Genomic DNA, 24,954 nt, shown 5'->3' with positions numbered 1-24,954 from the left:
AACCAGATTTGCATTCCGCACGGGATGCAGGTCACCAAGCCCCCTGTGAACCAGCGGGGGGTGGGATAGTAAACTGCTTTTGATTAATGCCCGGCCGAAGTCAAAAGGCGGTCGCGGCGCAGGAGAAGCCTCGCTTCTTCTGGATCAAATCAAGCGCGAAAAGGGCGTTTGGTGGATGCCTTGGCAGTAAGAGGCGATGAAGGACGTGATACTCTGCGATAAGCGTAGGTGAGCCGAGAATAGGCTTTGACCCTGCGATCTCCGAATGGGGCAACCCACCTGACAGTTTGTTATTATTGTCTACTCACCGCTTTAGGGCTGTGGGGACGGCAGCTAATAATGAGCTGAAACAGGTATTTATGACCTGAATACATAGGGTTATAAAGGCAAACCCGGGGAACTGAAACATCTAAGTACCCGGAGGAAAGGAAATCAATTGATACTCCCCTAGTAGCGGCGAGCGAACGGGGACCAGCCAAGCCATGAGAGTGAGTAGAAGGACCTGGAAAGGTCCGCCATAGTGGGTGACAGCCCCGTATACGAAGCTCGATTGGATGTATTAAGTAGGGCGGGACACGTGAAATCCTGTCTGAAGATCGGAGGACCACCTTCGAAGGCTAAGTACTCCTTACTGACCGATAGCGAACCAGTACCGTGAGGGAAAGGTGAAAAGCACCCCGACGAGGGGAGTGAAACAGTACCTGAAACCGAACGCCTACAAACAGTCGGAGGCTCCTTGAGGGCTGACGGCGTACCTTTTGTATAATGGGTCATCGACTTAGTGTATCTAGCAAGCTTAAGCCGTTAGGTGTAGGCGCAGCGAAAGCGAGTCTTAATAGGGCGAATGAGTTAGATGCATTAGACCCGAAACCGAGTGATCTAGGCATGATCAGGATGAAGGTAAGGTAACACTTACTGGAGGTCCGAACCCACACCTGTTGAAAAAGGTCGGGATGAATTGTGCCTAGGGGTGAAAGGCCAATCAAACTCGGAGATAGCTGGTTCTCCGCGAAATCTATTTAGGTAGAGCGTCATCCGAATACCCTCGGGGGTAGAGCACTGGATGGGTAATGGGGCCCCACAGGCTTACTGATCCTAACCAAACTCCGAATACCGAGGAGTACTAGATGGCAGACACACGGCGGATGCTAACGTCCGTCGTGGAGAGGGAAACAACCCTGACCTCCAGCTAAGGCCCCTAATTCATGGCTAAGTGGGAAAGCAGGTGAGACGACCAAAACAACCAGGAGGTTGGCTTAGAAGCAGCCATCCTTTAAAGATAGCGTAACAGCTCACTGGTCTAAATAAGTTGTCTTGCGGCGAAGATGTACCGGGGCTCAAGCCATGAGCCGAAGCTGAGGATGCACTTTGTGCATGGTAGCGGAGCGTAGTGTGAATAAACCCATTCCTCCTTAGCGTCCCTCGGGGCGCATTGGAGGACCGGGTTTTACTGTGAAGCCGGCCTGTGAGGGATCCGGTGGAGTGATCACTAGTGAGAATGATGACATGAGTAGCGACAAACAGGGTGAGAGACCCTGTCGCCGAAAGTCCAAGGGTTCCTGCTTAAAGCTAATCTGAGCAGGGTAAGCCGACCCCTAAGGCGAGGCCGAAAGGCGTAGTCGATGGGAACCAGGTTAATATTCCTGGGCCAGCCAGTAGTGACGGATCGAGAAGATTGTTCACCCTTATCGGATTGGGTGGGCCGTTTATCGGTTCCTGGAAATAGCTCTGGCATAAGATCGTACCCTAAACCGACACAGGTGGACCGGTAGAGAATACCAAGGCGCTTGAGAGAACGATGTTGAAGGAACTCGGCAAAATACCTCCGTAAGTTCGCGAGAAGGAGGCCCGGTTCCAAGGCAACTTGGAGCTGGGGGCACAAACCAGGGGGTGGCGACTGTTTACTAAAAACACAGGGCTCTGCGAAGTCGTAAGACGACGTATAGGGTCTGACGCCTGCCCGGTGCCTGAAGGTTAAAGGGAGGAGTGCAAGCTCCGAACTGAAGCCCAGGTAAACGGCGGCCGTAACTATAACGGTCCTAAGGTAGCGAAATTCCTTGTCGGGTAAGTTCCGACCTGCACGAATGGCGTAACGACTTCCCCGCTGTCTCCAACATCGACTCAGCGAAATTGAATTGCCTGTCAAGATGCAGGCTTCCCGCGGTTAGACGGAAAGACCCCGTGCACCTTTACTACAGCTTCGCACTGGCATCAGGTACAGCATGTGCAGGATAGGTGGTAGGCTTTGAAGCAGGGACGCTAGTCCTTGTGGAGCCATCCTTGAGATACCACCCTTGCTCTGCTTGATGTCTAACCGCGGCCCGTTATCCGGGTCCGGGACCCTGCGTGGTGGGTAGTTTGACTGGGGCGGTCGCCTCCTAAAGCGTAACGGAGGCGCGCGAAGGTTGGCTCAGAGCGGTCGGAAATCGCTCGTTGAGTGCAATGGCAGAAGCCAGCCTGACTGCGAGACTGACAAGTCGAGCAGAGTCGAAAGACGGCCATAGTGATCCGGTGGTCCCGAGTGGAAGGGCCATCGCTCAACGGATAAAAGGTACGCCGGGGATAACAGGCTGATGGTGCCCAAGAGTCCATATCGACGGCACCGTTTGGCACCTCGATGTCGGCTCATCTCATCCTGGGGCTGGAGCAGGTCCCAAGGGTACGGCTGTTCGCCGTTTAAAGAGGTACGTGAGCTGGGTTTAGAACGTCGTGAGACAGTTCGGTCCCTATCTGCCGTGGGTGTAGGATACTTGAGAGGAGTTGCCCCTAGTACGAGAGGACCGGGGTGAACGATCCACTGGTGGACCTGTTGTGGCGCCAGCCGCAGTGCAGGGTAGCTATGATCGGAAAGGATAACCGCTGAAGGCATCTAAGCGGGAAGCCCCCCTCAAAACAAGGTATCCCTGAGAGCCGTAGTAGACCACTACGTCGATAGGCCGGAGATGTAAGCGCAGCAATGCGTTCAGTTGACCGGTACTAATTGCTCGATAGGCTTGATTTGATCCAGTAGAAGCCAGACTTCTGCAGGTTGAAAGCAGGTTACTACACCACACACCATCAAAGTCGTAATTGACTTGGACTTTGGATTTTCACCGCGCGCAAGCGCGGTGGGGATGTTTCTTTCTCGGTTTGGTGGTCATAGCGCGAGCAAAACACCCGATCCCATCCCGAACTCGGCAGTTAAGTGCCGTCGCGCCGATGGTACTGCGTCTTAAGACGTGGGAGAGTAGGTCACCGCCAAACCTAGTAAGGAACATTCCGACGTATCTCTCTGACGATGATCATACGGAACCAGCGCCCCTCGGGGCGCTTTTTTCGTTTCTGGCATCATGTTTGTGGCCAATGCGCACCTTGTCTCCGGGCCTTTCCGATTTCGCCGATTGCCATAACCCCGGCAGTCCGCAAGAACGGTGGGCAAACCGCCTTGCGCGGGCGTGCGACAGGTGGCGGACAAGTCATGAACAGCAGAACCGAGACGGCCACGATCGCCGTCGCCCTGAGTGCCCTCACCGGCTTGATCCTTTTCCAATTCTGGAACACCTGGGCCGCGGATCTGAGTGCCATATACCTCGCCGCGCGGTCCTATGGCCTGGGGCAGGAGGGGTTGATCTATCTCGCCCCGCCCGGCTTCTTCGGGGGCTCCGCCTCGCCCGAGTGGGAGCGGATGGTCGCCGCGCTCGGGTTCGAAGGCGAGGTCGCGTTTCCCTATGTCTACCCGCCGATCTGGGCCGCGCTCCTGTCCAGATTCGCCCTCTCCGTCGGACCACTGGCCTTCTTCAACACGGTGCTGGTGATCCACACCGCCGCCCTGATCGGTTCCGTCTTCCTGGCCTGGCGCATCGCGGATCGGCGCCGCGCGTCGCTGGCCACCTGGGTCGCGCTGAGCCTTCTGATCATCGTCCTCAGCAGGCCGTTCTTCGTCGCCTTCTGGCTGAACCAGCCGCAGATCCTGGTCACCTTCGTGGTGCTTCTGGGGTTCGAACGCTACCGCCAGGGCCATTCCGTTTCGGCGGGCATGGCCCTGGGGCTCGCCGCCGCGCTCAAGCTGAACCCGGTCATCTTCGGTGTCATCTTCCTGATGGACCGGAACTGGAAGGCGGCGGGGGCGATGGCCGTGACCGGACTCGCCCTGCTTGCGATCAGCATCCTGACCACCGGCATCGAGCTGCATCGCGACTTCCTCGAGCAGCTCTCCCGGGTGAGCGAGAACGCCCTCCTTGCCCCGTTGAACTATGGGTTGGACGGCCTGCTTCACCTGATCCAACATGGCGCGGGGTCTGCAAGCAGCGCAACCGATGGTGTCCGGACGGTCTACATCATTTCCGCTTCACCGGTCATCCGGGCGATCGGGCTTTTCGGCCTCCTGGTCGGACTGGCTGCCGTCTGGGTCAAAGCCGGACGGCGGTCCGGATCCTATACCCTCCTGTGGAAACTGCTCGCCGTCTGGACGATCTCGATCTTCTTCGGTCCCCTGGCCTGGAGCCACTACCTGATCGGCCCACTTCTGCTGCTGCCCGGCCTCCTGCTGACCCGCCCCACGCGATGGGGTACGCTCTGCATTATCGTTGCCCTTGTCCTTCTCTCCCACCCGGTCCAGTTGCTCTTCGTCACGTCGGAGACCTTCTACCTGTGGCTGATGGCGGTCGGCGCCATTTCGCTGTGTTTCCTCATCCTGGCGGCCCTCTTGCGCCCGACGAGATGAGGGTTCCGGCCACTCGAAAATCTTGGCGGAAATCTCGGCTTTGGCCCTTGCACCCACCCGGCAGACCGACTAGATACCCGCTATTGGCGCGGGATGGAGCAGTCCGGTAGCTCGTCAGGCTCATAACCTGAAGGTCGCAGGTTCAAATCCTGCTCCCGCAACCAAAATCAGATGCGCTGCCAAACGCTTGAATGCCGCCCTCCGGGGTGGCGTTTGTGTTTCCGAAGACCGTGCAGGCTTTGTCGAAGCAAGGGCGGTCGAAATCCCTCATATCGCTTCGTAACTCGCGGCCTGCACCGGGCGTTTCTTCCTGCGCCGCCATCCCATTGCCCGGATCAAGCTGTCCCATGCTCGGATCAAGCGGGAGCACGCCAACGTCCCCGATTCGCGGCCCGCGATACTGGTGAGAGACATATCCTGTTGCCGAAACCGGTTTCGGAGCCGAATGTATGATTCGGAGGAGGAAAATCGTGGCATTATCGAAGGGCCAGTCGAAAGGGCGGTATCGCGTGACGATCAACGATCTGTCGCGGGAACTGGGCCTGACCAAGGGCACCGTCAGTCGGGCGCTGAACGGCTATGACGACATCTCCGAGTCGACGCGCACGCGGGTGGCGCGCGCCGCCGAACGGATGGGATACCGTCCGTTGGCACAGGCGCAGGCGATCCGGACCGGCATGGCCCGGGCATTGGGACTGGTGCTGAACGCAGGGCCGGACAACACCCACAAACCCTTCCTGACCGATTTCCTCGACGGCATCTCGCGGGCCGCGTCGGAAGAAGGCTGGTCGCTCAGCATCGCCACCGCTTTGGATGAGCAGGACGAGGTCGCCACCATCGCGCGGCTGGTGGCCGAGCATAAGGTCGATGGTTTCATCCTGCCGCGCACGCGCGTCTCGGACCCGCGCATCGACCTGTTGCGCGACCTGGAGGTTCCCTTCGTGCTCTACGGGCGGACCGGCGACACCGAGGGCTGTGCCTGGCATGACATCAGCGGCGAGGATGCGATGCGCGACGCGGTCCTGCGCCTGCACGGGTTGGGCCATGTCCGGATCGGGTTCGTCAACGGGGATAGCGGCTTCAACTACGCGCCGCTGCGCCGCGACGGATACCTGGCCGGGCTTGCCGAGGCCGGGTTGCCGCATGACCCCGACCTGGTGCGCTCGGGCGCGATCACGCCGCAACAGGGCATGGCGCGGGGGGCCGAACTGCTGGACCTGCCCAACCCGCCGACGGCCATCGTCTGCGCCCTGGACCGGGCGGCGCTTGGCGTCTATCGCGCGGCCGAGGCGCGCGGGCTGCGGATCGGCCGCGACCTGTCGGTCATCGCCTATGACGGCATTCCCGAGGCCGCGACCGCGACCCCGCCACTGACCACCTTTGCCGTTGATACCCGCGCCGCCGGGGCCCGCCTGGCCAAGCTGCTTTTCGCGCGCATTCGCGGCGCCGACCTGAACCATCTGCGCGAGGTCGTTCCCGCGCATCTGATCGCGCGCGGCTCGGACGGGCCGCCACCCAATACCGAACCGGGACCGGCAAGAAACACCGGCCCCACACCACCAACACAAAAGGGAGAGACTTGATGACAATGATGACCACAGGCACACGGGCGCTGCTGCTGGCAGCGGCATCGACGCTGGCGCTGAGCGCCGGGGCGGGGGCCGAAACGATCCGCTTCTGGACCACCGAGGAACAGCCCGAGCGGCTGGCGGTGCAGGAGGCGATGGCCGCCGATTTCACCGAGGAGACCGGTATCGAGGTCGAGGTGATCCCGGTCACCGAAAGCGATCTGGGCACCCGCGCTACCGCAGCCTTTGCCGCGGGCGACCTGCCGGACGTGATCTATCACACGCTGCAATACGCGCTGCCCTGGGCCGAGGCCGGTATCCTGGACACCGATGCCGCGACCGACGTGATCGAGAACCTGGGCGCGGAAACCTTCGCCTCGGGCGCGCTGGAAATGGCCAGCTTTGCGGGTGGCTATGCCTCGGTTCCGGTCGATGGCTGGACCCAGATGCTGGTCTATCGCGCCGACCTCTTCGCCGAGGCCGGGCTGGAGCCGCCGAACAGCTACGAGAACGTGCTGGCCGCGATCGAAGCGCTGCACAACCCGCCCGAGATGTACGGCTTCGTCGCCGCCACCAAGGTCGATGAGAACTTCATGAGCCAGGTGCTGGAGCATGTCTTCCTGGCCAATGGCGTCAGCCCCGTCGGTCCGGACGGCCTGCAAGAGCTGGATGTCGAGGCCACCACCGAGGTGCTGGAGTTTTACCGCGCCATCACCGAGGCCAGCCCCGAGGGTGAGCTCTACTGGCAGCAGAGCCGCGAGCTCTACTTTGCCGGACGTGCCGCGATGATCATCTGGTCGCCCTTCATCCTGGACGAGCTGGCCGGCCTTCGCGACAGCGCCCCGCCCACCATCAACGATGATCCCACCACCCGCGACCTGGCCGCGGCCACCGGTATCGTGACCACTTTCTCGGGCCCGTCGAACCCGGACGGGGCGGCCTGGGGCGACATGCGCTATTTCGGGATCACGGCGGATGCCGATACCGATGCCGCCATGCAGTTCGTCGAATACTCGATGAACGAGGGCTACACCGCGACGCTGTCGATCGCGCCCGAGGGCAAGTTCCCGGTCCGTCGCGGCACGGTTGACGATCCCGACATGTTCACTGAAGCCTGGGCGGGCCTCGATGTCGGCGTCGACCGCCGCGCGCCCCTGAGCGACCTCTATGCGCAGGAGATGATCGACGAGATCGTCGGCGGCCTGGATGTGGCACAGCGTTGGGGCGTCGAGGACGGGCAGCTTGCGCTGGCCAGCCGCATCATCAACAGCCAGATCATCAACCGTCTGGTGCGCGAATACATGGACGGCGTCCGCGACGCCGAGGCCACGGTCGCGCTGATGAACGAGGAACTGGCCAGCATCGAGTAAGCCAAAGCGTTTCAGGTTCTGACGAAAACTGCGGATCGGTTTTCGCGTTCGGCCCTGAAAGGGGCGAGGCAGAGAAAACCGATTCAGCCCGAACCTGAAACGATCCAGGCCATGTCTTCGCGGTCCCGGCCCCTTGGTGCGGGCCGAGACCGCACCCCGCCATCCTCTTTCGCAGGAGACTTCGCCGATGACTGCTGCCACCCCTCCCAAGGGCAGGGGCCCGCTTGCGCGCCGCGAGGCGCGACTGGCCTGGGGCCTGCTGCTGCCGACACTGACCGCCGTGATGCTGGTCGTGATCCTGCCGCTGCTGGCGATCTTCTGGATCAGCGTCAAGCCGGTCGAACTGTCCGACCTGCGCGCGCCCGCCCCGGTCGCCAACGAACAGATGCGCGGCCGTCCCGCAGAGGCGGGCGACGCGGCAAGCTGGCGCTTCCGGCTGCGCAATTCCTCGCCCGAGGCGCTGATCACCGGCGTGACGCTGCGCGATGTGGTGCCCGACGGCTTCGAGATTGCCGAGCTGGACCCGCGCTGCACCCTCGAGGGCACGACCCTTGCCTGTGACCTGGGCGATTTCGAGGGCGGCGCGCGCGAGACCATCGAGATCCCGGGCATCGTGACCCAGGCCTATTTCGACAATGATGTCGATGTGGACGCGACCGAGCCCGCCCTGACCGGCGACGCCGATTTCGTGCTGACCAATTTCGAGTTCACCTGGGAAAACTTCGCCCTGCTCTTCGACAGCCGCGATTTCTGGACCGTGATCGGCGCGACCCTGTTCTACACCGTTTTCGGCACCATCGGCGCGCTGGTCGTGGGCCTGTTCGCGGCGCTGCTGCTGAACCGCGAGTTTCGCGGCCAGGGCCTGATGCGCGGCTTCTACCTCTTTCCCTATGTCGCCCCGGTGATCGCGGTGGCGTTTTCCTGGGTGATCCTGTTCGACCCGTTCTCGGGCTCTGTCAATGCGCTCCTGGTCCAGATGGGCGTCAGCGACAGCGCGATCAACTTCTTCGGCGAGCGGCCCCTGGCGCTGATCATGGTGACGGTGTTCGAGATCTGGCGCTATTTCCCGCTGAGCTTCCTGTTCATCCTGGCGCGGATGCAGTCGATCGACACCGACATGTACGAGGCCGCCGACATGGATGGGGCCTCGCCGTTCCAGAAGTTCCGCTATCTCAGCCTGCCGCAGCTGATGGGGATCCTGTCGGTCCTGTTCCTGCTGCGCTTCATCTGGACCTTCAACAAGTTCGACGACATCTTCCTCTTGACCGGCGGCAATGCGGGGACGCGGACGCTGACGGTCAATGTCTACGAGCAGGCTTTCGCGCTGTCCAATATCGGCGCGGGCGCGGCGGTGGCCGTGGTCATCATGCTGGCGCTTCTGTGTTTCTCCTGGCTGTTCTTCCGCTTCATGTCACAGGAGGAGGGGCTATGAGGGCCACCTGTTTCGTCGCCTTCGGCGCCGACCCGTGCGAGGGGCCAGCCCCTCGCGCTCCCCGAGGTATTTTCAGCAAAATGAAGGAGGATCGGTGATGGCTGGCTTGCGTCAGGGACGGGTGATCGGCCCGCAGATCGCGGTTCTCTGGGCCTATGTGATCGCGCTCAGCGTATCGGTGCTGCTGTCGTTCACCACCGGGGCCGCGTTCCGGCCCGGCGTGATCGGCGCGCTTCTGATCGGCGTTGCGGTGGGGCTGGCCGCGGTGCAGGGGCTGCGCGGATGGGCCCTGGCGGGGCTGGCGGTGGCGCTGGCCATCGCGCTTGGCTTCACGCCTGTCGGCGTGATCCGCTTCGGCGACGGGACCGGCGCGGGGCTGAAACTGCTGGCGGGGGGGCTCTTTGGCCTCTCCCTGGGGCTGCCGCTGTCATGGATGATGGCGGGCTGTCCGGCGGGGGCGCTGACCCGGCACGAATTCGAGGAGGCCGAGATCCGGTTCCTCACCGGGTTCGGCTATATCTTCTTCACCGCCATCGTCGCGATCCCGTTCTACGTGATGGTGATGACCAGCCTGAAAAGCCAGGGCGAGCTGATCGCCAACCCGCTGGATTTCACCATCGACCTGAGCCAGGGCTGGGGCCTCTTCCGCTCCTATGTGGAGCTGTTCCGCGACTTCAACTTCGGCAGCTACCTATGGACCAGCTTCTATGTCTCGGTCCTGACCGTGCTGATCACGCTGGCCTTTTCGATCCCCGGCGCCTACGCCATCGCGCGGCTCAAGTTTCGCGGCCAGAAGCCGATGAGCCGGTCGATCCTGCTGATCTACATGGTGCCGATGATCGTTCTGGCGCTGCCGATCTATATCGCCTTCTCCATGCTGGGGCTGCGGAACTCGATCCTGGGCATCGTGATGATCTACCCGGTCACCACCATTCCGGTCTCGCTCTACATGTTGCAGGGCTATTTCCGGGGCCTGCCCGCCGAGATCGAGGAGGCGGGGCTGATGGACGGGCTGAGCCGGCTGAAGGTGATCTGGAAGATCACCCTGCCGCTGAGCCTGCCGGCGCTGGCCTCGGTCAGCCTCTATGTCTTCATGATCGCCTGGAACGAGTTCCTGCTGGCCTTCATGCTGCTCGACGATCCGTCGCGTTTCACGCTGACGCGGGGGGTCGCGATGCTGAACTCATCGGAAGTGCCGCGCCAGCACCTGATGGCGGGCGCCGTCATCGCCACGGTGCCGGTGATGGCGCTGTTCCTCGGACTCGAAAAATTCATGACCCGCGGCCTGACCGCCGGGTCGGTCAAAGGATGACGCAAATGCAGACCCTGACGGATACCCGCGTCGACGCCCTCGATTCCGAGGCCCGCCGCATTCTTCGCCTGAACGACCGGGGCGGCTATACCGTGCCGACCGACGGGCTTTACCCCTACCAGTGGAACTGGGACAGCGCCTTTGCCGCGCTCGGCTTTGCCGCGTTCGATGTCGATCGGGCCTGGACCGAGCTGGAGACGCTGATGGCGGGCCAGTGGCAGAACGGCATGCTGCCGCATATCCAGTTCCACCAGGAGGATGCGGGCTATTTCCCCGGCCCCGGGGTCTGGGGCACCGAGGGCGCGCCGGGCAAGGGGGCGGGGCGGGTCGCCTCGTCGGGGATCACGCAACCGCCGGTGGCCGCGAGCTTTGCGCTGCGCACCTACGCCAAGGACGGCGCGACGGGGCAGGACCGGTTGCGGGCGCTGTTCCCGAGGCTGATGAAGCTGCACCGCTGGTTCATGGAGAGCCGCGCCGAAAGCGGGGCCATCGCCATCGTCCACCCCTGGGAATCGGGGCGCGATAATGCCCCCGACTGGGACAGCGCCATGGCCGCCTTCGAGCCCGAGGGGGTCGAGCCCTACACGCGGCGCGATACCGGTCATGTCGATCCCAGGATGCGCCCGACCAAGGCCGATTACGACCGCTATATCTGGCTGGTCCAGTTCGGCCGCGACACCGATTGGGACGACGCCGCCTTTGCCGAACGCAGCCCCTTCCGCGTGGCAGACCCGACCATGACCTTCACCCTGATGCGGGCCAGCCGCGACCTGGTCGGGATCGCCCGCATCCTGGACGAACCCACGGAGGAGATCGAGGGCTGGATCACCCGGCTGGAGGCCGGGGCCGAGACGCTGTGGAACGAGAAGACCGGCTGTTACGACAGCCGCAACCTGCGCACCGGAGAGCTGAGCGGCTGCGTCTCGAACGCGTCCTTTCTGGGCTGGTGGGGCGGCCTGCGGCAGGGCCAACCTACCGAGACGCTGCACCGGGTGCTGGCCGATGCCCGCTACGCGGTGCCCAGTTTCGACCCGGCGGACCCCAGGTTCGACAGCCTGCGCTACTGGCGTGGCCCGGTCTGGGGGGTGATGAACATGATGGTCTCGACGGGCCTGCACGAGGCCGGACTGACCGACGAGGCCGAGCGCATCCGGCGCGACACCGTGGCATTGATCGACCAGAACGGCTTTGCCGAATATTTCGACCCGCAGGACGGCACACCCGCCGGTGGCGGAACCTTCACCTGGACGGCCGCCATCTGGCTTGGATGGGCCTCCCCCACGGCACAGGAGCGTTGAGACATGGGCGCGATCACACTGAACGCAATCGAGAAATGGTTTGGCGACGTGCAGGTCATCAAGGGCGTCGACCTTGAGATCGAGAAGGGAGAGTTCATCATCTTCGTCGGCCCGTCGGGCTGCGGCAAGTCCACCCTTTTGCGGATGATCGCGGGGCTGGAGGAAATCAGCCGCGGCAGCCTGGTCATCGACACCCGCGAGGTCACCGCCGAGCCGCCCGCCAAACGCGGCCTGGCGATGGTGTTCCAGTCCTACGCGCTCTACCCGCATATGTCGGTGCGCGACAATATGGGCTTTTCGCTGCTGACGGCGGGCGCACCCAAACCCGAGATCAGGGAAAAGGTCGATGCGGCGGCGCAGGCGCTGCGGCTAGAGGAGTATCTGGATCGTCGCCCCAAGGACCTGTCCGGCGGGCAACGCCAGCGGGTCGCGATCGGGCGATCCATCGTGCGCGACCCCACCGCGTTCCTGTTCGACGAGCCGCTATCGAACCTCGACGCTGCCCTGCGCGTCGAGATGCGCCACGAGATCGCCAAGCTGCACGAGCAACTGACCGCGACGATGATCTATGTCACCCACGACCAGGTCGAGGCGATGACGCTGGCCGACCGTATCGTGGTGCTGAACGCAGGCCGGATCGAGCAGGTCGGCACACCAAGGCAGCTCTACGAACATCCCGCCAACCTCTTCGTGGCGCAATTCATCGGCAGCCCGAAGATGAACGTGTTGCCCTGCACCGTGTCGGATGGCCAATTCAGCCTTCAGGGCGGGCGCGGCGGGGCGGCACCGGGCGCGGACGGCGCGGTGCATCTGGGGATCCGGCCCGAGGTGATCAGCATTGTCGAACCGGCCGACGGGCAGCTTGACGGGCGTATCGACCTGGTCGAATACCTGGGCGCGGATACCTACCTGATCGTCGATTGCGGCGCGGTGGGATCGCTGATCGTGCGCGCCAGCGGCGAAAGCGAGGCCAGGGTCGGCGACCGATTGGGGCTGGAATTCGCGCCTGACAAGCTGCATTTCTTCGACACTGACGGGGTGGCGCTGGCCTGAACCCGGTGCAAACAGGGGATTGATATGAAACGCTCGCACGTCAACCGTATCCTGACCGAGGCGGAGGGGATGATCCGAAGCCACGGCTTTGCCCTGCCGCCTTTCGCAGCCTGGACGCCGGAGGAGATGATCGCCAACAAGACCGCCGCGCGCGCCCTGATCGAGGCGCGCTGCGGATGGGACGTGACCGATTACGGCGGCGGCGATTTCGACGCTTTGGGCCTGGCCCTCTTCACCCTGCGCAATGGCCGACTGGCCGACCTGCAACGCGGCGGCGGCATGTGTTACGCGGAAAAGCTGCTGATCTCGAAACAGGACCAGGTCGCGCCGATGCACACGCATGTGATCAAGGCCGAGGACATCATCAACCGCGGCGGCGCGACCCTGATCGTGGAGCTTTACGGGTCCGACGATGACGGAAACTATGCCGAGGATCGCGGCGGCACCGTGCTGCGCGACGGCATCGCCTATGACTTCGCCCCCGGCGAACGACTTGCCTTCGCGCCGGGCGAAAGCGTCACCCTCATGCCGGGCGACTGGCACGCCTTCTGGGGCGAGGGCGGCGACGTGCTGATCGGAGAGGTCTCGACCGTCAATGACGACGAGACCGACAATATCTTTCGCGATCCGGTGGGCCGGTTTTCCACCATCGAGGAGGATGAGGCCCCCATCCACCTGCTGGTCAGCGATTACGCGACATGGCTGACAGCATGATGAATGACGCCGGGGCGGTGGGTCTGACGGCAACCGGAACCCGCAGAACGGGAACGCCGTGATGACCGACCCGGCCCTGGACCCGCGCGCGTTCCTGACCGGGCTGTTCCGCTCTGCCGTGGATGCCGCAGACCCGATGCAGGTCGTCGCCGCGCAGTTGCCGCCGCGCCCGTCGGGTCGCCTTCTGGTGATCGGGGCGGGCAAGGCCAGCGCGCGCATGGCCGAGGCGGTCGAGGCTGAATACGGACCCTGCGAGGGCCTCGTCCTGGTGCGCTACGGCTATGCGCGGCCCTGCGAGGGGATCGAGATCGTCGAGGCCGCGCATCCGGTGCCGGACGCTGCGGGGGAGGCCGCGACCGCGCGGCTGCTGGATCTGGTGAGGGGGCTCACGGCAGATGACCTGGTGATTGCGCTGATTTCCGGCGGCGGCTCATCGCTGCTCTGCGCGCCGGTCGAGGGGCTGACGCTGGCCGACAAGCAGGATCTCAACACCGCGCTGCTGGCCTCGGGCGCGCCCATCTCGGCGATGAACCGGCTGCGAAAGGCCGCCTCCCGCGTCAAGGGCGGGCGTCTCGCGGCGGTCTGTGCCCCGGCGCGGGTGCTGAGCCTCATCATTTCCGACGTTCCGGGCGACGCGCCCTCCGAGATCGCGTCCGGCCCCACGGTCGGCGACCCGGATGCGGACGGGCCGGGTGTGGCCGAGATACTCGGCCGTCACCGCATCGACGTGCCGACCCATCTGCGGCGCGCGCTGCTGGAGGGTGCCGCACCGCTCAAAGCCTCGGATCCCCGGCTTGCCCATGCCGATGCACAGGTGATCGCGGCCCCGCGCCAGTCTCTGGACGCGGCCGCGGGCCTGGCCCGCGCCGCCGGAGTCACAGTGCGCCAGCTAGGCGACGCGCTTGAGGGGGAAGCCCGCGATCTGGCCACGGCGCAGGCCGCCGTGGCAATCGACATCGCCGCCACTCTGGCGCCCGGGGATGCGCCCGTGCTGCTCCTCTCGGGGGGGGAATGCACCGTGACGCGGCGCGGCGACGGGGTCGGCGGGCCCAATGCCGAGTTCGCGCTGGCGGCCATTATCGCGCTGGCTGGCCACCCGCGCATTCACCTGATCGCTTGCGATACCGACGGCGTTGACGGCGCGGCCGAGGTCGCGGGGGCCTATGCGGGCCCCGCGACGCTCACCCACGCTGCTGCGGTTGGATGCGATCCGGGCCTTGCGCTCGATACCAACGATGCCCACGCGTTTTTTGCAGCGACCGGCGGTCAGATCGTCACCGGCCCGACGCTGACCAATGTCAACGATTTCCGCGCCGTGCTGATCCTGCCGCCCGAAATGGCGACAGGGGCCGGGTGATCAGCGAACGCCGCATGCGCGATGGCCCGCCCGCCCGTTCAAGTCGCCCCTAGCTGGCGGCAGTGACGCCGTTCGACGCAGGATAGAGCCACGCGGTTGAACCGATCTCGACCTCTTCATAGAGGTCGATGATATGCGCCATCACCATCCGCACGCAGCCGGAACTGGCGCGGCTGCCGATGGACCAGGGCTGCGGCGTGCCGTGAATGCGCAGATAGGTGTCGCGGTTGCCGACATAGAGATAGAGCGCCCGCGAACCCAACGGGTTGGTCGGGCCACCGGGAACGCCATCGGCATATTGCTCATACTCTTCTGGGTTGCGGCGGATCATGTTGGCGGTCGGCGTCCAGGAGGGCCAGCGCGCCTTGCGCGCGATGGTGTAGGTGCCGGGCTCATAGAGGTCACCGCGCCCGATGGCGACGCCATAGCGCATCGCGGTGCCGCCCTCGCGGATATGGTAGAGGTAGCGCGCCACTGCATCGACATGAATATCGCCCGGTGTCAGACCCGGATTGGCCTCGACCAGCCGGGGCAGGAACCGCTCGTGAATGCCCCAGGGGTTCGACGTCGCGGGGTCATAGCCAAGGGGCGTCACCTGTGCGTCCCAGGCATCCCAATTGGACGGCTGAGCAAAGGCGGGCATGGCGATGGGTGCCGAAAACATCGCGGCACTGGTCATGATGAAATGGCGTCTCTTAAGCATTAGTGATTCTCCAGTCACATCGGAAATGGCGGCGTTCAGGATAGCACATACATGGGCAACGGCACGACCGCCCGAAAGGTTGGGTCACAAAGCCGTGTGAATCCGCCTATGCGGCAGGATGTCGCCCGCCGCTGGCGCGCGTGATTTCGTCCGCCGCGGCCCTGACCACCTTGCCGATAGCGCCGGTTCGGTCGCCGGTGAAGCGGTCCGAGGGCCCCGAGACCGAGACGCCCGCGCAGGGCTGCCCGGACTGGTCGTAGATCGCGGCCCCGATACAGGACATGCCGTCATAGCGTTCGGCGTGATCATAGGACCAGCCGCGCACGCGGGTCTGGCCAAGGTCGGCTTCCAGCGCGGCGCGGTCGGACAGCGTGTGATCGGTATGACGTGGCAGGTCTTCATCGCGGAAGAACCGTTGCAGCCGATCCTCGGGCCAGGCCGCCAGGATCGCCTTGCCGGTGCCCGAGGCGTGCATCTTGGCGCGGCTACCGGGCGGAAAGAAGGCGCGGATCGGGTTTTCCGTCTCGACCTGGCCGACAAAGACCACATGCGCGCCGTCCGGCACAGCCAGGTTCGCGGTCTCGCCGGTCTCGCGCATCAGGCGGCGCAGCACGGGCTGGCCGACCTCGATCACGCTGTTGCGTTTCAGGTAGCTCGCCCCGGCGCGATAGGCCCCGATGCCGATCATCCATTCCTGCCGTTCCTCGTCGAACCCGACGTAGCCGTGTTTCTGCAAGGTGGTCAGGATGCGGTGCGTGGTGGCGGTGGGAATATCCAGCGCCTGCGCCAGGTCGGTCAGGGACGAACGGTCGGTGCCCGCCACCGCCGTCAGCACGCTCAAGGCGCGGTCAAGCGCCTGCATGGTGCCCGCCGAGCTTTCCTTGAACTGCGATTTGGGGCGCCCGCGCGGGCGGCGCTGATTCTGCATGGTGGCGGCCTCCTGATCCGGCTTCGTAGTTTTTCCCTGACAAAATGAGAAATGGAAAAATATTCAAAACCAATGTCTTGCTATTTTTCTGCCATAAATGAAAAAACATTTCAAGAAAATTGCACGGTCCCGCCGGATCGCCGATATTGGCCCCAATCAGGAGGAAACCCCCATGCCCAACCAGAACCCGCTTTTCATTCCCGGTCCGACCAATATCCCGGATCGCCTGCGCCACGCCATGAACGTGCAGACCCAGGACCACCGCGCGCCGGATTTCGTCAAGACCTTCGCGCCGGTGCTGGAAAAGACCAAGACCGTCTTCGCCACCCGTGATGGCCAGATCATCACCTTCCCCGCCTCGGGCACCGGCGGCTGGGAGGCCTGCATCACCAACACGCTGTCGCCCGGCGACACCGTGCTGGTCGCGCGCTATGGGATGTTCAGCCACCGCTGGATCGACATGTGCCAGCGGCATGGGCTGGACGTGCAGATCATCGAATGTCCCTGGGGCTCGGGCGCGCCCGCCGACAAGTTCGAAGAGGCGCTGAAGGCCGATACGGACCACAAGATCAAGGCCGTCCTCGTCACCCATAACGAGACCGCGACCGGCGTGAAATCCGACATTGCCGCTGTGCGCGGCGCGATGGATGCCGCCGGCCACCCCGCGATGCTCTTCGTCGATTGCGTCTCGTCGCTTGGCTCGATGGAGTTCCAGTTCGATAATTGGGGCGTCGATATCGCTGTTTCCGGCAGCCAGAAGGGCTTCATGCTGGCCACCGGCATGGCGATCCTCTGCGTCAGCCGCAAGGCACTGGCCGCGATCGAGACCGCGACCCTGCCGCGCACCTTCTTCGACTTCCGCGACATGATGAAGGCCAATGCCTCGGGCGGCTTCCCCTACACGCCGCCGCTGAACCTGATCTATGGCATGGCCGAGGCGCTGAAGATGCTGGAGGAGGAAGGGCTGGAGAACGTCTATGCCCGCCACCACCGCCTGGCCGAGGGCGTCCGCAAGGCCGTCGCTGCCTGGGGCCTGAGGCTGGTCGCGCAATCGCCCGATCTCTACTCTGATAGCGTCAGCGCCATCTATGTTCCGGAAGGTTTTGACAGCAACAAGCTGGTCGCGCGCGCCTTCGACGCCTATGGTGTGTCCTTCGGCATCGGGCTGGGCGAGATGAACGGCAAGGCGTTCCGCATCGGCCATCTCGGCAGCCTGACCGATGTCATGGTCCTGTCTGGCCTGGCCACCATCGAAATGGCCATGGCCGATCTGGACTATCCGATCACCCTGGGCTCGGGCGTCGCGGCGGCGCAGGAATATTTCCGCACCACCCGCGCCGACGCCCTGAAAGCGGCAGCATAAGGATCTACCTGGATGTATATCCCCACCTATGAGGACATGCTGGAGGCGCATGAGCGCATCAAGCCGCATATCCGGCAGACGCCGGTGCGCGAGTCCGACTATCTGAACCAGCTGACCGGCGCCAAGCTGTTCTTCAAATGCGAAAACTTCCAGGAACCGGGGGCCTTCAAGGTCCGCGGCGCCTCGAACGCGGTGTTCGGGCTGGATGAGGAACAGGCCAAACTGGGCGTCGCGACCCATTCCAGCGGCAACCATGCCTCGTGCCTGTCCTATGCCGCGATGAAGCGGGGCATCCCCTGCAATGTCGTCATGCCGAAGACCGCGCCGCAGGCCAAGAAGGACACCGTCGCGCGTTACGGCGGCAAGATTACCGAATGCGAGCCCTCGACCACCAGCCGAGAGGAGACATTCGCCAAGGTGCAGGCCGAAACGGGGGGCGATTTCGTCCACCCCTATAACGATCCGCGCGTCATCGCGGGCCAGGGGACATGTGCCAGGGAACTGGTCGAACAGACCGGCGGCCTCGATATGGTCGTGGCCCCCATCGGCGGCGGCGGCATGATCTCGGGCACCTGTCTGACGCTTGCCACGCTGGCCCCCGAAACGCAGGTCATCGCGGCGGAACCCGAACAGGCCGACGACGCCTATCGCAGCTTCAAGGCGGGGCATATCATCGCCGATGACGCGCCCAAGACGGTGGCCGACGGCCTGCTGGTGCCGCTCAAGGATCTGACCTGGCATTTCGTGTCAAACCATGTGACCGAGATCTATACCGCCTCGGATGCCGAGATCATCGACGCCATGAAACTGATCTGGAAACATGTCCGCGTGGTGGCCGAGGCCAGCAGCGCCGTGCCGCTGGCGATCATCCTCAAGAACAAGGATGCCTTTGCCGGCAAACGTGTGGGCGTGATCCTGACCGGCGGCAATGTGGATCTGGACAAACTGCCGTGGATGGCGGGCTGACCCCCGCCTGACAAGAATTTGCGAAGGGCGGGCTCCCCCCGCCGCCCCTGAAAGGAGCACCAAGATGAACAAGCAAGCAAACCTCGACGATTTCGAAGTAGGCTACGACATCCCTGCCCATATCGGCATGGATGAGGCCGACATCCAGACGCCTGCCCTGATCCTCGACCTCGACGCGCTGGAGCGCAACATCAAGAAGATGGGTGACTATGCCAAGGCGCACGGCATGCGTCACCGCGCGCATGGCAAGATGCACAAATCCGTCGATGTGCTGAAACTGCAAATGGACCTTGGCGGGGCCATCGGTGTCTGCTGCCAGAAGGTCAGCGAAGCCGAGGTCTTCGCCCGCGCGGGCATCCAGGAAATCCTCGTCTCCAACCAGGTCCGCGACCCTGCCAAGATCGACCGTCTGGCGCAATTGCCCAGGATCAGCGGCGGCGAGGTCATCGTCTGCGTCGATGACGTGGCCAATGTCTCCGACCTGTCGCAGGCGGCGGGCAAACATGGCACCAACCTCGGCGTCTTCATCGAGATCGACTGCGGCGCGGGCCGTTGTGGCGTGACCACCACCGAGGCAGTCGTGGAAATCGCCAAGGCCGTGCAAGGCGCAGACAACCTGACCTATCGCGGCATCCAGGCCTATCAGGGTGCGATGCAGCACATGGACAGTTTCGAGGATCGCCAGGCCAAGCTTGACGCCGCTATCGCGCAGGTGAAAGACGCGGTGGACGCGCTGAAAGCCGAAGGGATCGAGACCGACCTGGTGTCTGGCGGCGGCACCGGCTCCTACTATTTCGAGAGCAATTCGGGCGTCTATAATGAGCTTCAGTGCGGCTCCTACGCCTTCATGGATGCCGATTACGGCCGTATCCTGGACGCCGATGGCAACCGCATCGACGCGGGCGAATGGGAAAACGCCTTCTTCATCCTGACCAGCGTGATGAGCCACGCGAAGGCCGACAAGGCCATCGTCGATGCGGGCCTCAAGGCGCAATCCGTCGATAGCGGCCTGCCGGTGATCTACGGGCGTGACGACGTGGAATACGTCAAATGCTCGGATGAACACGGCGTCGTCGCTGACCCCAAGGGCGTGCTCAAGGTCAATGACAAGCTCAAGCTGATCCCCGGCCATTGCGACCCCACCGCCAATGTCCATGACTGGTATGTCGGTGTGCGGAACGGCAAGGTGGAAACCCTCTGGCCCGTCTCGGCGCGCGGCAAGGCCTATTGATCATTGGCGGCGCGCGGGCAATTGCGCGTGCCACACACGACATTGGGTGCGTGCCTCGCGCGCACCCTTTTTCATGAAGGATTGCAGACATGATCATCGTTCCAGAACGTGAAATCCCCGCCCTGCTGACGCGCGAAGCCTCCTACAAGGCGGTGTCCGATGTCTTCGCCGCCATGGCCTCGGGCGATGCCTACAACTTCCCCGTGGTGCGCGAGGCCATCGGCCATGAGGATGCGCTCTACGGCTTCAAGGGCGGCTTCGACCGCGTGGGCAGCACGCTTGGCCTCAAGGCGGGCGGCTACTGGCCTAACAACTTGGAGAAACACGGCGTCATCAACCACCAGTCCACCGTGTTCCTGTTCGACCCCGATACCGGCATGGTCCGCGCCATGGTCGGCGGCAATTTCTCGACCGCCCTGCGCACCGCCGCCGCCTCCTCGGTCTCGATCAACCACCTGGCGCGCGAGGATGCGAAGGTCATGGGCATGGTCGGCGCGGGTCATCAGGCGAAGTTCCAGTTGCGCGCGGCGCTGGAACAGCGCAGTTTCGAGAAAGTCATCGGTTGGAACTATCACCCCGAGATGTTGTCGAACCTGGAGGAGGTCGCGTCCGAGGCGGGGTTGCCTTTCGAGGCGGTGGAGCTTGAGGGGTTGCAGGAGGCCGACGTGATCATCTCGATCACCTCCAGCTTCGATCCGATCCTGTTGGAAAATCACGTCAGCCCCGGCACGCATATCGCCTGCATGGGCACCGATACGAAGGGCAAGCAGGAGGCCAGCGCCGAGCTGGTCGCCAAGGCGACGCTCTTCACCGACGAGGTGGCGCAATCCATCTCCATCGGCGAATGCCAGCACGCGATTGCCAAGGGGCTGATCAAGGAGGGCGACATTTCCCAGATCGGCGCGGTGATCAACGGCACCCATCCGGGGCGGTCCTCGGACGACGAGATCACCCTATTCGACGGCACCGGCGTCGGCCTTCAGGATCTCGCGGTCTCCGCCGCGCTTGTCGATCTCGCCATCGAGAAGTGCGTCGCCATCGAGGTCGATCTCTGAACATCTCCGGCAGGTCGGTCCCGCAGTCCGGCCTGTCGGTTTTCCCAAGCGGATCGCGCGCGAATCCGCTATCCCGGCGCTGACACCTCTCCGGGAAAGCGCAGGCCCATGTTCCTTTCGATCTTCGACATCTTCAAAATCGGCATCGGCCCGTCCTCGTCGCACACGATGGGGCCGATGACGGCGGCGGCGTCCTTTCTGGGCGCGCTGCGCACCGGCCTGCGTGAACCCGGCGCGGGCGAGGTGGCGTATGTCACCTGTTCGCTGCACGGCTCGCTGTCCTTCACCGGCAAGGGCCACGCCACCGACCGCGCGGTGATGCTGGGGCTTTGCGGGTTCGAGCCCGCCACCATCGACCCCGACCGCGCGGAACAGGCCGAGGCCGCCCTGCACCGCGACAAGGTGATCCACCCGGACGGCCTGCCGCCGCTCAAATTCGACCCCGCCGCCGATCTGATCTTCGATTACGGCCCGCCCCTGCCCGGTCACGCCAATGGCATGGTGTTGCGCGGTTTCGACGCCGCCAGACGCCTGTTCATGGAGGAGACCTATTACTCCGTCGGCGGCGGCTTCGTGATGACGGCGGCGGAGCTGGATGCGCAGAAGAACGGCGGCCCGAAGGAGTTTCACGCCGAGAAGGAGGCGCAGGGCTATCCCTATCCCTTCGGCTCCGCGAACGAGATGCTGGCCATGGGCCGCGCCTCGGGCAAGAGTATCGCGCAGATGAAATGGGCCAATGAGGAGGCCAATGCGCCGCGCGCTGAAATCAAGGCGCGGATGGATGCGATCTGGCAGACGATGGATGACTGCATCGACCGGGGCTTGCGGATGGAGGGCACTCTGCCCGGCGGGTTGTCAGTCAAGCGCCGCGCAAAGGCGATCCATCGGCAATTGCTGAACGAACGCGGGACCAACCAGGCGCAGCCGCACACGATCAACGACTGGATGAGCGTCTACGCCATGGCCGTGAACGAAGAGAACGCGGCCGGCGGCAAGGTCGTGACCTCGCCCACCAACGGGGCCGCGGGCGTGGTGCCTGCCGTGCTGCGCTACTACCGCGACCACTGCATCGGCGCGACCGAGGAGGGACGGCGCAATTTCCTGATGACGGCGGCGGCAATCGGCGGGCTGATCAAGCACAATGCCTCGATCTCTGGCGCTGAAGTGGGCTGCCAGGGCGAGGTCGGATCGGCCAGCGCGATGGCGGCGGCGGGGCTTTGCGCCGCCCTTGGCGGCACCAATGAACAGGTGGAAAACGCCGCCGAAATAGCGCTGGAACATCACCTCGGCATGACCTGCGACCCGGCGGCGGGGCTGGTGCAGGTGCCGTGTATCGAACGCAACGGGCTTGGTGCGATCAAGGCGGTCAGCGCCGCGTCGCTCGCGCTACGCGGGGACGGCACCCATTTCATGCCGCTCGACAATTGCGTCGAGGCGATGCGCCAGACCGGCCTGGACATGAGCGACAATTACAAGGAAACCAGCCGGGGCGGGCTGGCGGTGAACCTGCCGAATTGTTGAGCGCGGCGATCCGTCGACGGATCGCAAACGCGCTCGGTCGACCGAGCGCATCGCTCATTCCGACTGTGCTTCCACCTCGTCCAGGTAGCGTGTGATCAGCTCTTTCGCCTTCTCATCGGTGACATTATGCTCACTGATCCGGTTGCGCTTGAGCATGTGCCGCAGCTTGCCGGTCTTGCCCGCAGACACGGCCCAGTCGATCCCCTCGATCAATTGCCCCGAGGCCGATTTCGCGCGCAGCCATTGCCCCAGATAGGCGGTGTCCGTGGGCGCCTTTTCGCACCAGACCCTCTCGAAGGTCATCATGATGAACTCCTGCACCGCCGGTTGCAGATGCCGCCGGTCGGGCTTGAAGGGATAGGTGAAGACATCCGTGACGATCTCGTAGGAGGGCCAGTAGAACAGATACCCCTCATCCTTGAACTCGCGCATCACCTCGTCGATGGCGACCCGCAACACGGCCTTCGAGACCGAATTGGCGCTGATGCAGCTTTCCTCGCGGAAGGTCGTGACCAGCGGGATCGGCGACAGGGTCAGGATGATCTTGGCATCCGGGCGATGCTTGCGGATCAGCCGGTAGATCTCGCGCAGGTTGTCGCGGTTTTCCTCGACGGTCGAGACCCGGAACTTGTGCCGCTCGGGGTCGTATTTGCCCTTGGGCAGGGTACGCCAGAAGACACCGCCGGTCGGCTCGTCATACCAGATTTCCGAGAGGCCCAAAGTCAGGATGAAGACATCCGTGTCGTTGAACAGGCGCAGCGTCTCCTGCCGCACGTCCTCATCGTAGCCAAACTCCTCGGCCTTGTAGCCATGCCAGAGCGGCGCGTCGAAGCTCTTGCCCTCGAAGGCCCATTCGAATTGCTGAAGGATGACGAAGCTGTTGACCATGCCTTCGCCGCAACTGACGACATAGGCGTTGGATTCCTTGTTGCGGGTCAGCACGTTGTAATGGCGCGAGGCCAGCCAGTCCGAGATATAGGCCGCAAAGCACGAGCCGAAGGCCGTGACCTTGGTGGTCTCGTTGATCGACGGCGCGTCCGGCGTCCAGCCTTTCAGCACGTAGTCCAGAACCGCCGTTTCCGGCATCATCTGCATCGCCTTGGGGGGCCTGCTGCCGGTGCCGCCGCGAAACCATGTGCGATGGGTGTTGCCCTTGCGGGAGGATTCGATCCCCTCCACCCGGTCAGCCGCCTTGGTAATGGACACCTCGTCCAGGATCTTGTTCATCTGCCTGCCTCTCTCGGTCCGAATTTTCTTCGGTTATCCCGGCAGTTTAGCAGGAAATGTGGAAAAATGAATCCCTGAATCTCAGGGCGCGTCGCGCATCGTCTGGCCGGGGTCGAAGCCGGAATCCAGCGTGATGATCTCGTCACAGGCCTCACCCGCGACGCGCGCGGCGACGATGCGGGCGGCGGCCTCGCCGATCTCGCGGCGGCGCGTGTCCATGGTGGCCAGCTGCATCGGCAGCCCGTCGAGGATTTCCACCGCGTTGAAGCCCGCCAGCCCCATCTTGCCGGGAATATCGAGACCCTGTTCAATACAGTAGAGCAACCCGCCCGCCGCGATCATGTCATTGGAGAAATAGAGGAAATCCAGATCGTCATGGCGCGACAGCATCTCCTGCGCCAACTCGCGCCCCTTGCCGAGCGCCGAGCCGCCCGCGTAATAGATCCGGTCGGCCAGGTCGATCCCGGCCTCGCGCAGCACGCCCTCGAACCCCTCCAGACGCTTCCGTGCGCGGTGATCCTCGGGCATCTTGGTGCCCATGAACCCGATCCGCCGGTAGCCGCGCTTGAGGATCTCGCGCGCCATCCGCGCCCCCGAGGCTCGGTGGCTGATCCCGACCATCGCATCAATCGGGTCACCATCGGCATCCATGATCTCGACCACCGGAATGCCGGAATTGGCCAGCATCGCGCGGGAGGCATCCGAATGCTCGATCCCCGCCACGATCATCCCCGAGGGCCGCCAGGACAGCATCTCGTAGATGACCTTCTCCTCGCGCTCGGGCTCGTAATGGGTGGCCCCGAAAACGGGTTGCAGCACGGTATCGTCCAGCACGTCGGAAATACCCGCCAGAACCTGCGGAAACACCATGTTCGACAGCGACGGAATGACCACGCCGACCAGGTTCACCCGGTTCGAGGCCAGCGCGCCCGCGATCTTGTTGGGCACGTAGCCCAGGGTCCGCGCCGCCTCCATCACCCGGTTGCGGGTGGCCTGGCTGACATCGCCGCGATTGCGCAACACACGGCTCACCGTCATCTCGGAGACGCGGGCCGCCTCGGCCACATCGCGCAGCGTCAATTGCGGCTTGTCGGTCTCGGGGGGGCGAATGGGCACCGCGCTCGGCTCCTCATGGTTGCGTTAACACCCTTGAT

General features: G+C 63.7%; 19 protein-coding genes, 1 tRNA gene and 2 rRNA genes. 17 read left to right on the top strand and 5 right to left on the bottom strand.

Annotation, left to right across the window (positions count from 1 at the left end; all coding sequences use genetic code 11):
* Positions 1 to 147 precede the first annotated feature (147 nt).
* The 4 genes from AC13C7_RS15875 to AC13C7_RS15860 all read left to right on the top strand — a co-directional run bounded on the left by AC13C7_RS15875 (position 148) and on the right by AC13C7_RS15860 (position 4,866).
* Positions 148 to 3,001 (top strand): 23S ribosomal RNA (locus tag AC13C7_RS15875).
* A 127-nt stretch (positions 3,002 to 3,128) separates the two neighbouring features.
* Positions 3,129 to 3,243 (top strand): 5S ribosomal RNA (gene rrf / locus AC13C7_RS15870).
* A 214-nt stretch (positions 3,244 to 3,457) separates the two neighbouring features.
* Positions 3,458 to 4,702 (top strand): glycosyltransferase family 87 protein, encoded by a 1,245-nt coding sequence (locus AC13C7_RS15865; RefSeq protein ID WP_482868056.1) that lies wholly within the window; start codon positions 3,458 to 3,460, stop codon positions 4,700 to 4,702.
* Between the two features lie 87 nt (positions 4,703 to 4,789).
* A tRNA-Met gene (locus AC13C7_RS15860) sits at positions 4,790 to 4,866 on the top strand.
* Here the strand turns inward: AC13C7_RS15860 and AC13C7_RS15855 are convergent.
* The gene (locus tag AC13C7_RS15855) at positions 4,845 to 5,051 is read right to left on the bottom strand and encodes a hypothetical protein (protein ID WP_482868055.1); all 207 of its coding nucleotides are present in this window, start codon (positions 5,049 to 5,051) and stop codon (positions 4,845 to 4,847) included. The two genes, AC13C7_RS15860 and AC13C7_RS15855, sit on opposite strands and share 22 nt — an antisense overlap.
* A 121-nt stretch (positions 5,052 to 5,172) precedes the next feature.
* On the opposite strand from AC13C7_RS15855, the gene AC13C7_RS15850 reads away from it, so the two are divergent.
* The 8 genes from AC13C7_RS15850 (at position 5,173) to AC13C7_RS15815 (ending at position 14,806) form a co-directional block, all read left to right on the top strand.
* Positions 5,173 to 6,285 carry a LacI family DNA-binding transcriptional regulator gene (locus AC13C7_RS15850; protein WP_328700523.1) on the top strand — a complete coding sequence of 371 codons (1,113 nt, stop codon included), beginning with the start codon at positions 5,173 to 5,175 and terminating at the stop codon, positions 6,283 to 6,285.
* Positions 6,286 to 6,293: 8 nt separating this feature from the next.
* Positions 6,294 to 7,640, top strand: a complete 1,347-nt coding sequence (locus AC13C7_RS15845) for an ABC transporter substrate-binding protein (RefSeq protein WP_482868439.1) — start codon at positions 6,294 to 6,296, stop codon at positions 7,638 to 7,640.
* A gap of 187 nt (positions 7,641 to 7,827) precedes the next feature.
* Positions 7,828 to 9,072, top strand: a complete 1,245-nt coding sequence (locus tag AC13C7_RS15840; protein ID WP_482868054.1) for an ABC transporter permease subunit — start codon at positions 7,828 to 7,830, stop codon at positions 9,070 to 9,072.
* A gap of 97 nt (positions 9,073 to 9,169) precedes the next feature.
* A complete protein-coding gene (locus AC13C7_RS15835) occupies positions 9,170 to 10,384 on the top strand; it encodes a carbohydrate ABC transporter permease (protein ID WP_172320398.1) in 1,215 nt (404 codons plus the stop codon).
* Positions 10,385 to 10,389: 5 nt separating this feature from the next.
* Positions 10,390 to 11,682 carry an MGH1-like glycoside hydrolase domain-containing protein gene (locus AC13C7_RS15830; RefSeq protein WP_235952719.1) on the top strand — a complete coding sequence of 431 codons (1,293 nt, stop codon included), beginning with the start codon at positions 10,390 to 10,392 and terminating at the stop codon, positions 11,680 to 11,682.
* Between the two features lie 3 nt (positions 11,683 to 11,685).
* Complete coding sequence (locus tag AC13C7_RS15825; protein WP_482868053.1) at positions 11,686 to 12,735, top strand: ABC transporter ATP-binding protein; 1,050 nt, start codon at positions 11,686 to 11,688, stop codon at positions 12,733 to 12,735.
* A gap of 24 nt (positions 12,736 to 12,759) precedes the next feature.
* On the top strand, positions 12,760 to 13,449 hold the full coding sequence (locus AC13C7_RS15820; protein WP_172320401.1) for a D-lyxose/D-mannose family sugar isomerase: 690 nt from the start codon (positions 12,760 to 12,762) through the stop codon (positions 13,447 to 13,449).
* 61 nt (positions 13,450 to 13,510) lie between these two features.
* A complete protein-coding gene (locus AC13C7_RS15815) occupies positions 13,511 to 14,806 on the top strand; it encodes a glycerate kinase type-2 family protein (protein ID WP_482868052.1) in 1,296 nt (431 codons plus the stop codon).
* A 49-nt stretch (positions 14,807 to 14,855) separates the two neighbouring features.
* On the opposite strand, the gene AC13C7_RS15810 is transcribed toward AC13C7_RS15815, so the two are convergent.
* Together AC13C7_RS15810 and AC13C7_RS15805 are read right to left on the bottom strand one after the other, a co-directional pair.
* Positions 14,856 to 15,509, bottom strand: a complete 654-nt coding sequence (locus AC13C7_RS15810) for a L,D-transpeptidase (RefSeq protein WP_172320403.1) — start codon at positions 15,507 to 15,509, stop codon at positions 14,856 to 14,858.
* Positions 15,510 to 15,615: 106 nt separating this feature from the next.
* Positions 15,616 to 16,437 (bottom strand): IclR family transcriptional regulator, encoded by an 822-nt coding sequence (locus tag AC13C7_RS15805; RefSeq protein ID WP_482868051.1) that lies wholly within the window; start codon positions 16,435 to 16,437, stop codon positions 15,616 to 15,618.
* Between the two features lie 172 nt (positions 16,438 to 16,609).
* On the opposite strand from AC13C7_RS15805, the gene bhcA reads away from it, so the two are divergent.
* The 5 genes from bhcA to AC13C7_RS15780 all read left to right on the top strand — a co-directional run bounded on the left by bhcA (position 16,610) and on the right by AC13C7_RS15780 (position 22,573).
* Positions 16,610 to 17,800, top strand: a complete 1,191-nt coding sequence (bhcA, locus tag AC13C7_RS15800) for an L-aspartate--glyoxylate aminotransferase BhcA (protein WP_482868438.1) — start codon at positions 16,610 to 16,612, stop codon at positions 17,798 to 17,800.
* Positions 17,801 to 17,812: 12 nt separating this feature from the next.
* A complete protein-coding gene (bhcB, locus tag AC13C7_RS15795) occupies positions 17,813 to 18,766 on the top strand; it encodes a beta-hydroxyaspartate dehydratase BhcB (RefSeq protein WP_172320405.1) in 954 nt (317 codons plus the stop codon).
* Between the two features lie 64 nt (positions 18,767 to 18,830).
* The gene (gene bhcC / locus AC13C7_RS15790; protein ID WP_482868050.1) at positions 18,831 to 19,997 is read left to right on the top strand and encodes a 3-hydroxy-D-aspartate aldolase BhcC; all 1,167 of its coding nucleotides are present in this window, start codon (positions 18,831 to 18,833) and stop codon (positions 19,995 to 19,997) included.
* 89 nt (positions 19,998 to 20,086) lie between these two features.
* Positions 20,087 to 21,052 (top strand): iminosuccinate reductase BhcD, encoded by a 966-nt coding sequence (bhcD, locus tag AC13C7_RS15785; protein WP_482868049.1) that lies wholly within the window; start codon positions 20,087 to 20,089, stop codon positions 21,050 to 21,052.
* A 108-nt stretch (positions 21,053 to 21,160) separates the two neighbouring features.
* Complete coding sequence (locus AC13C7_RS15780) at positions 21,161 to 22,573, top strand: L-serine ammonia-lyase (RefSeq protein ID WP_474889354.1); 1,413 nt, start codon at positions 21,161 to 21,163, stop codon at positions 22,571 to 22,573.
* A gap of 54 nt (positions 22,574 to 22,627) precedes the next feature.
* Here the strand turns inward: AC13C7_RS15780 and AC13C7_RS15775 are convergent, their stop codons facing one another.
* Together AC13C7_RS15775 and AC13C7_RS15770 are read right to left on the bottom strand one after the other, a co-directional pair.
* Positions 22,628 to 23,800 carry a GSCFA domain-containing protein gene (locus AC13C7_RS15775; RefSeq protein ID WP_482868048.1) on the bottom strand — a complete coding sequence of 391 codons (1,173 nt, stop codon included), beginning with the start codon at positions 23,798 to 23,800 and terminating at the stop codon, positions 22,628 to 22,630.
* A gap of 81 nt (positions 23,801 to 23,881) precedes the next feature.
* Positions 23,882 to 24,916: a LacI family DNA-binding transcriptional regulator gene (locus tag AC13C7_RS15770; RefSeq protein ID WP_482868047.1), complete on the bottom strand. Its 1,035-nt coding sequence runs from the start codon at positions 24,914 to 24,916 to the stop codon at positions 23,882 to 23,884.
* Positions 24,917 to 24,954: the final 38 nt, after the last annotated feature.

This window comes from Alterinioella sp. B-7 (assembly GCF_056857775.1).
Note: the sequence above shows the minus strand (reverse complement) of the source record. Positions and strands in the feature narration are given on the sequence as shown.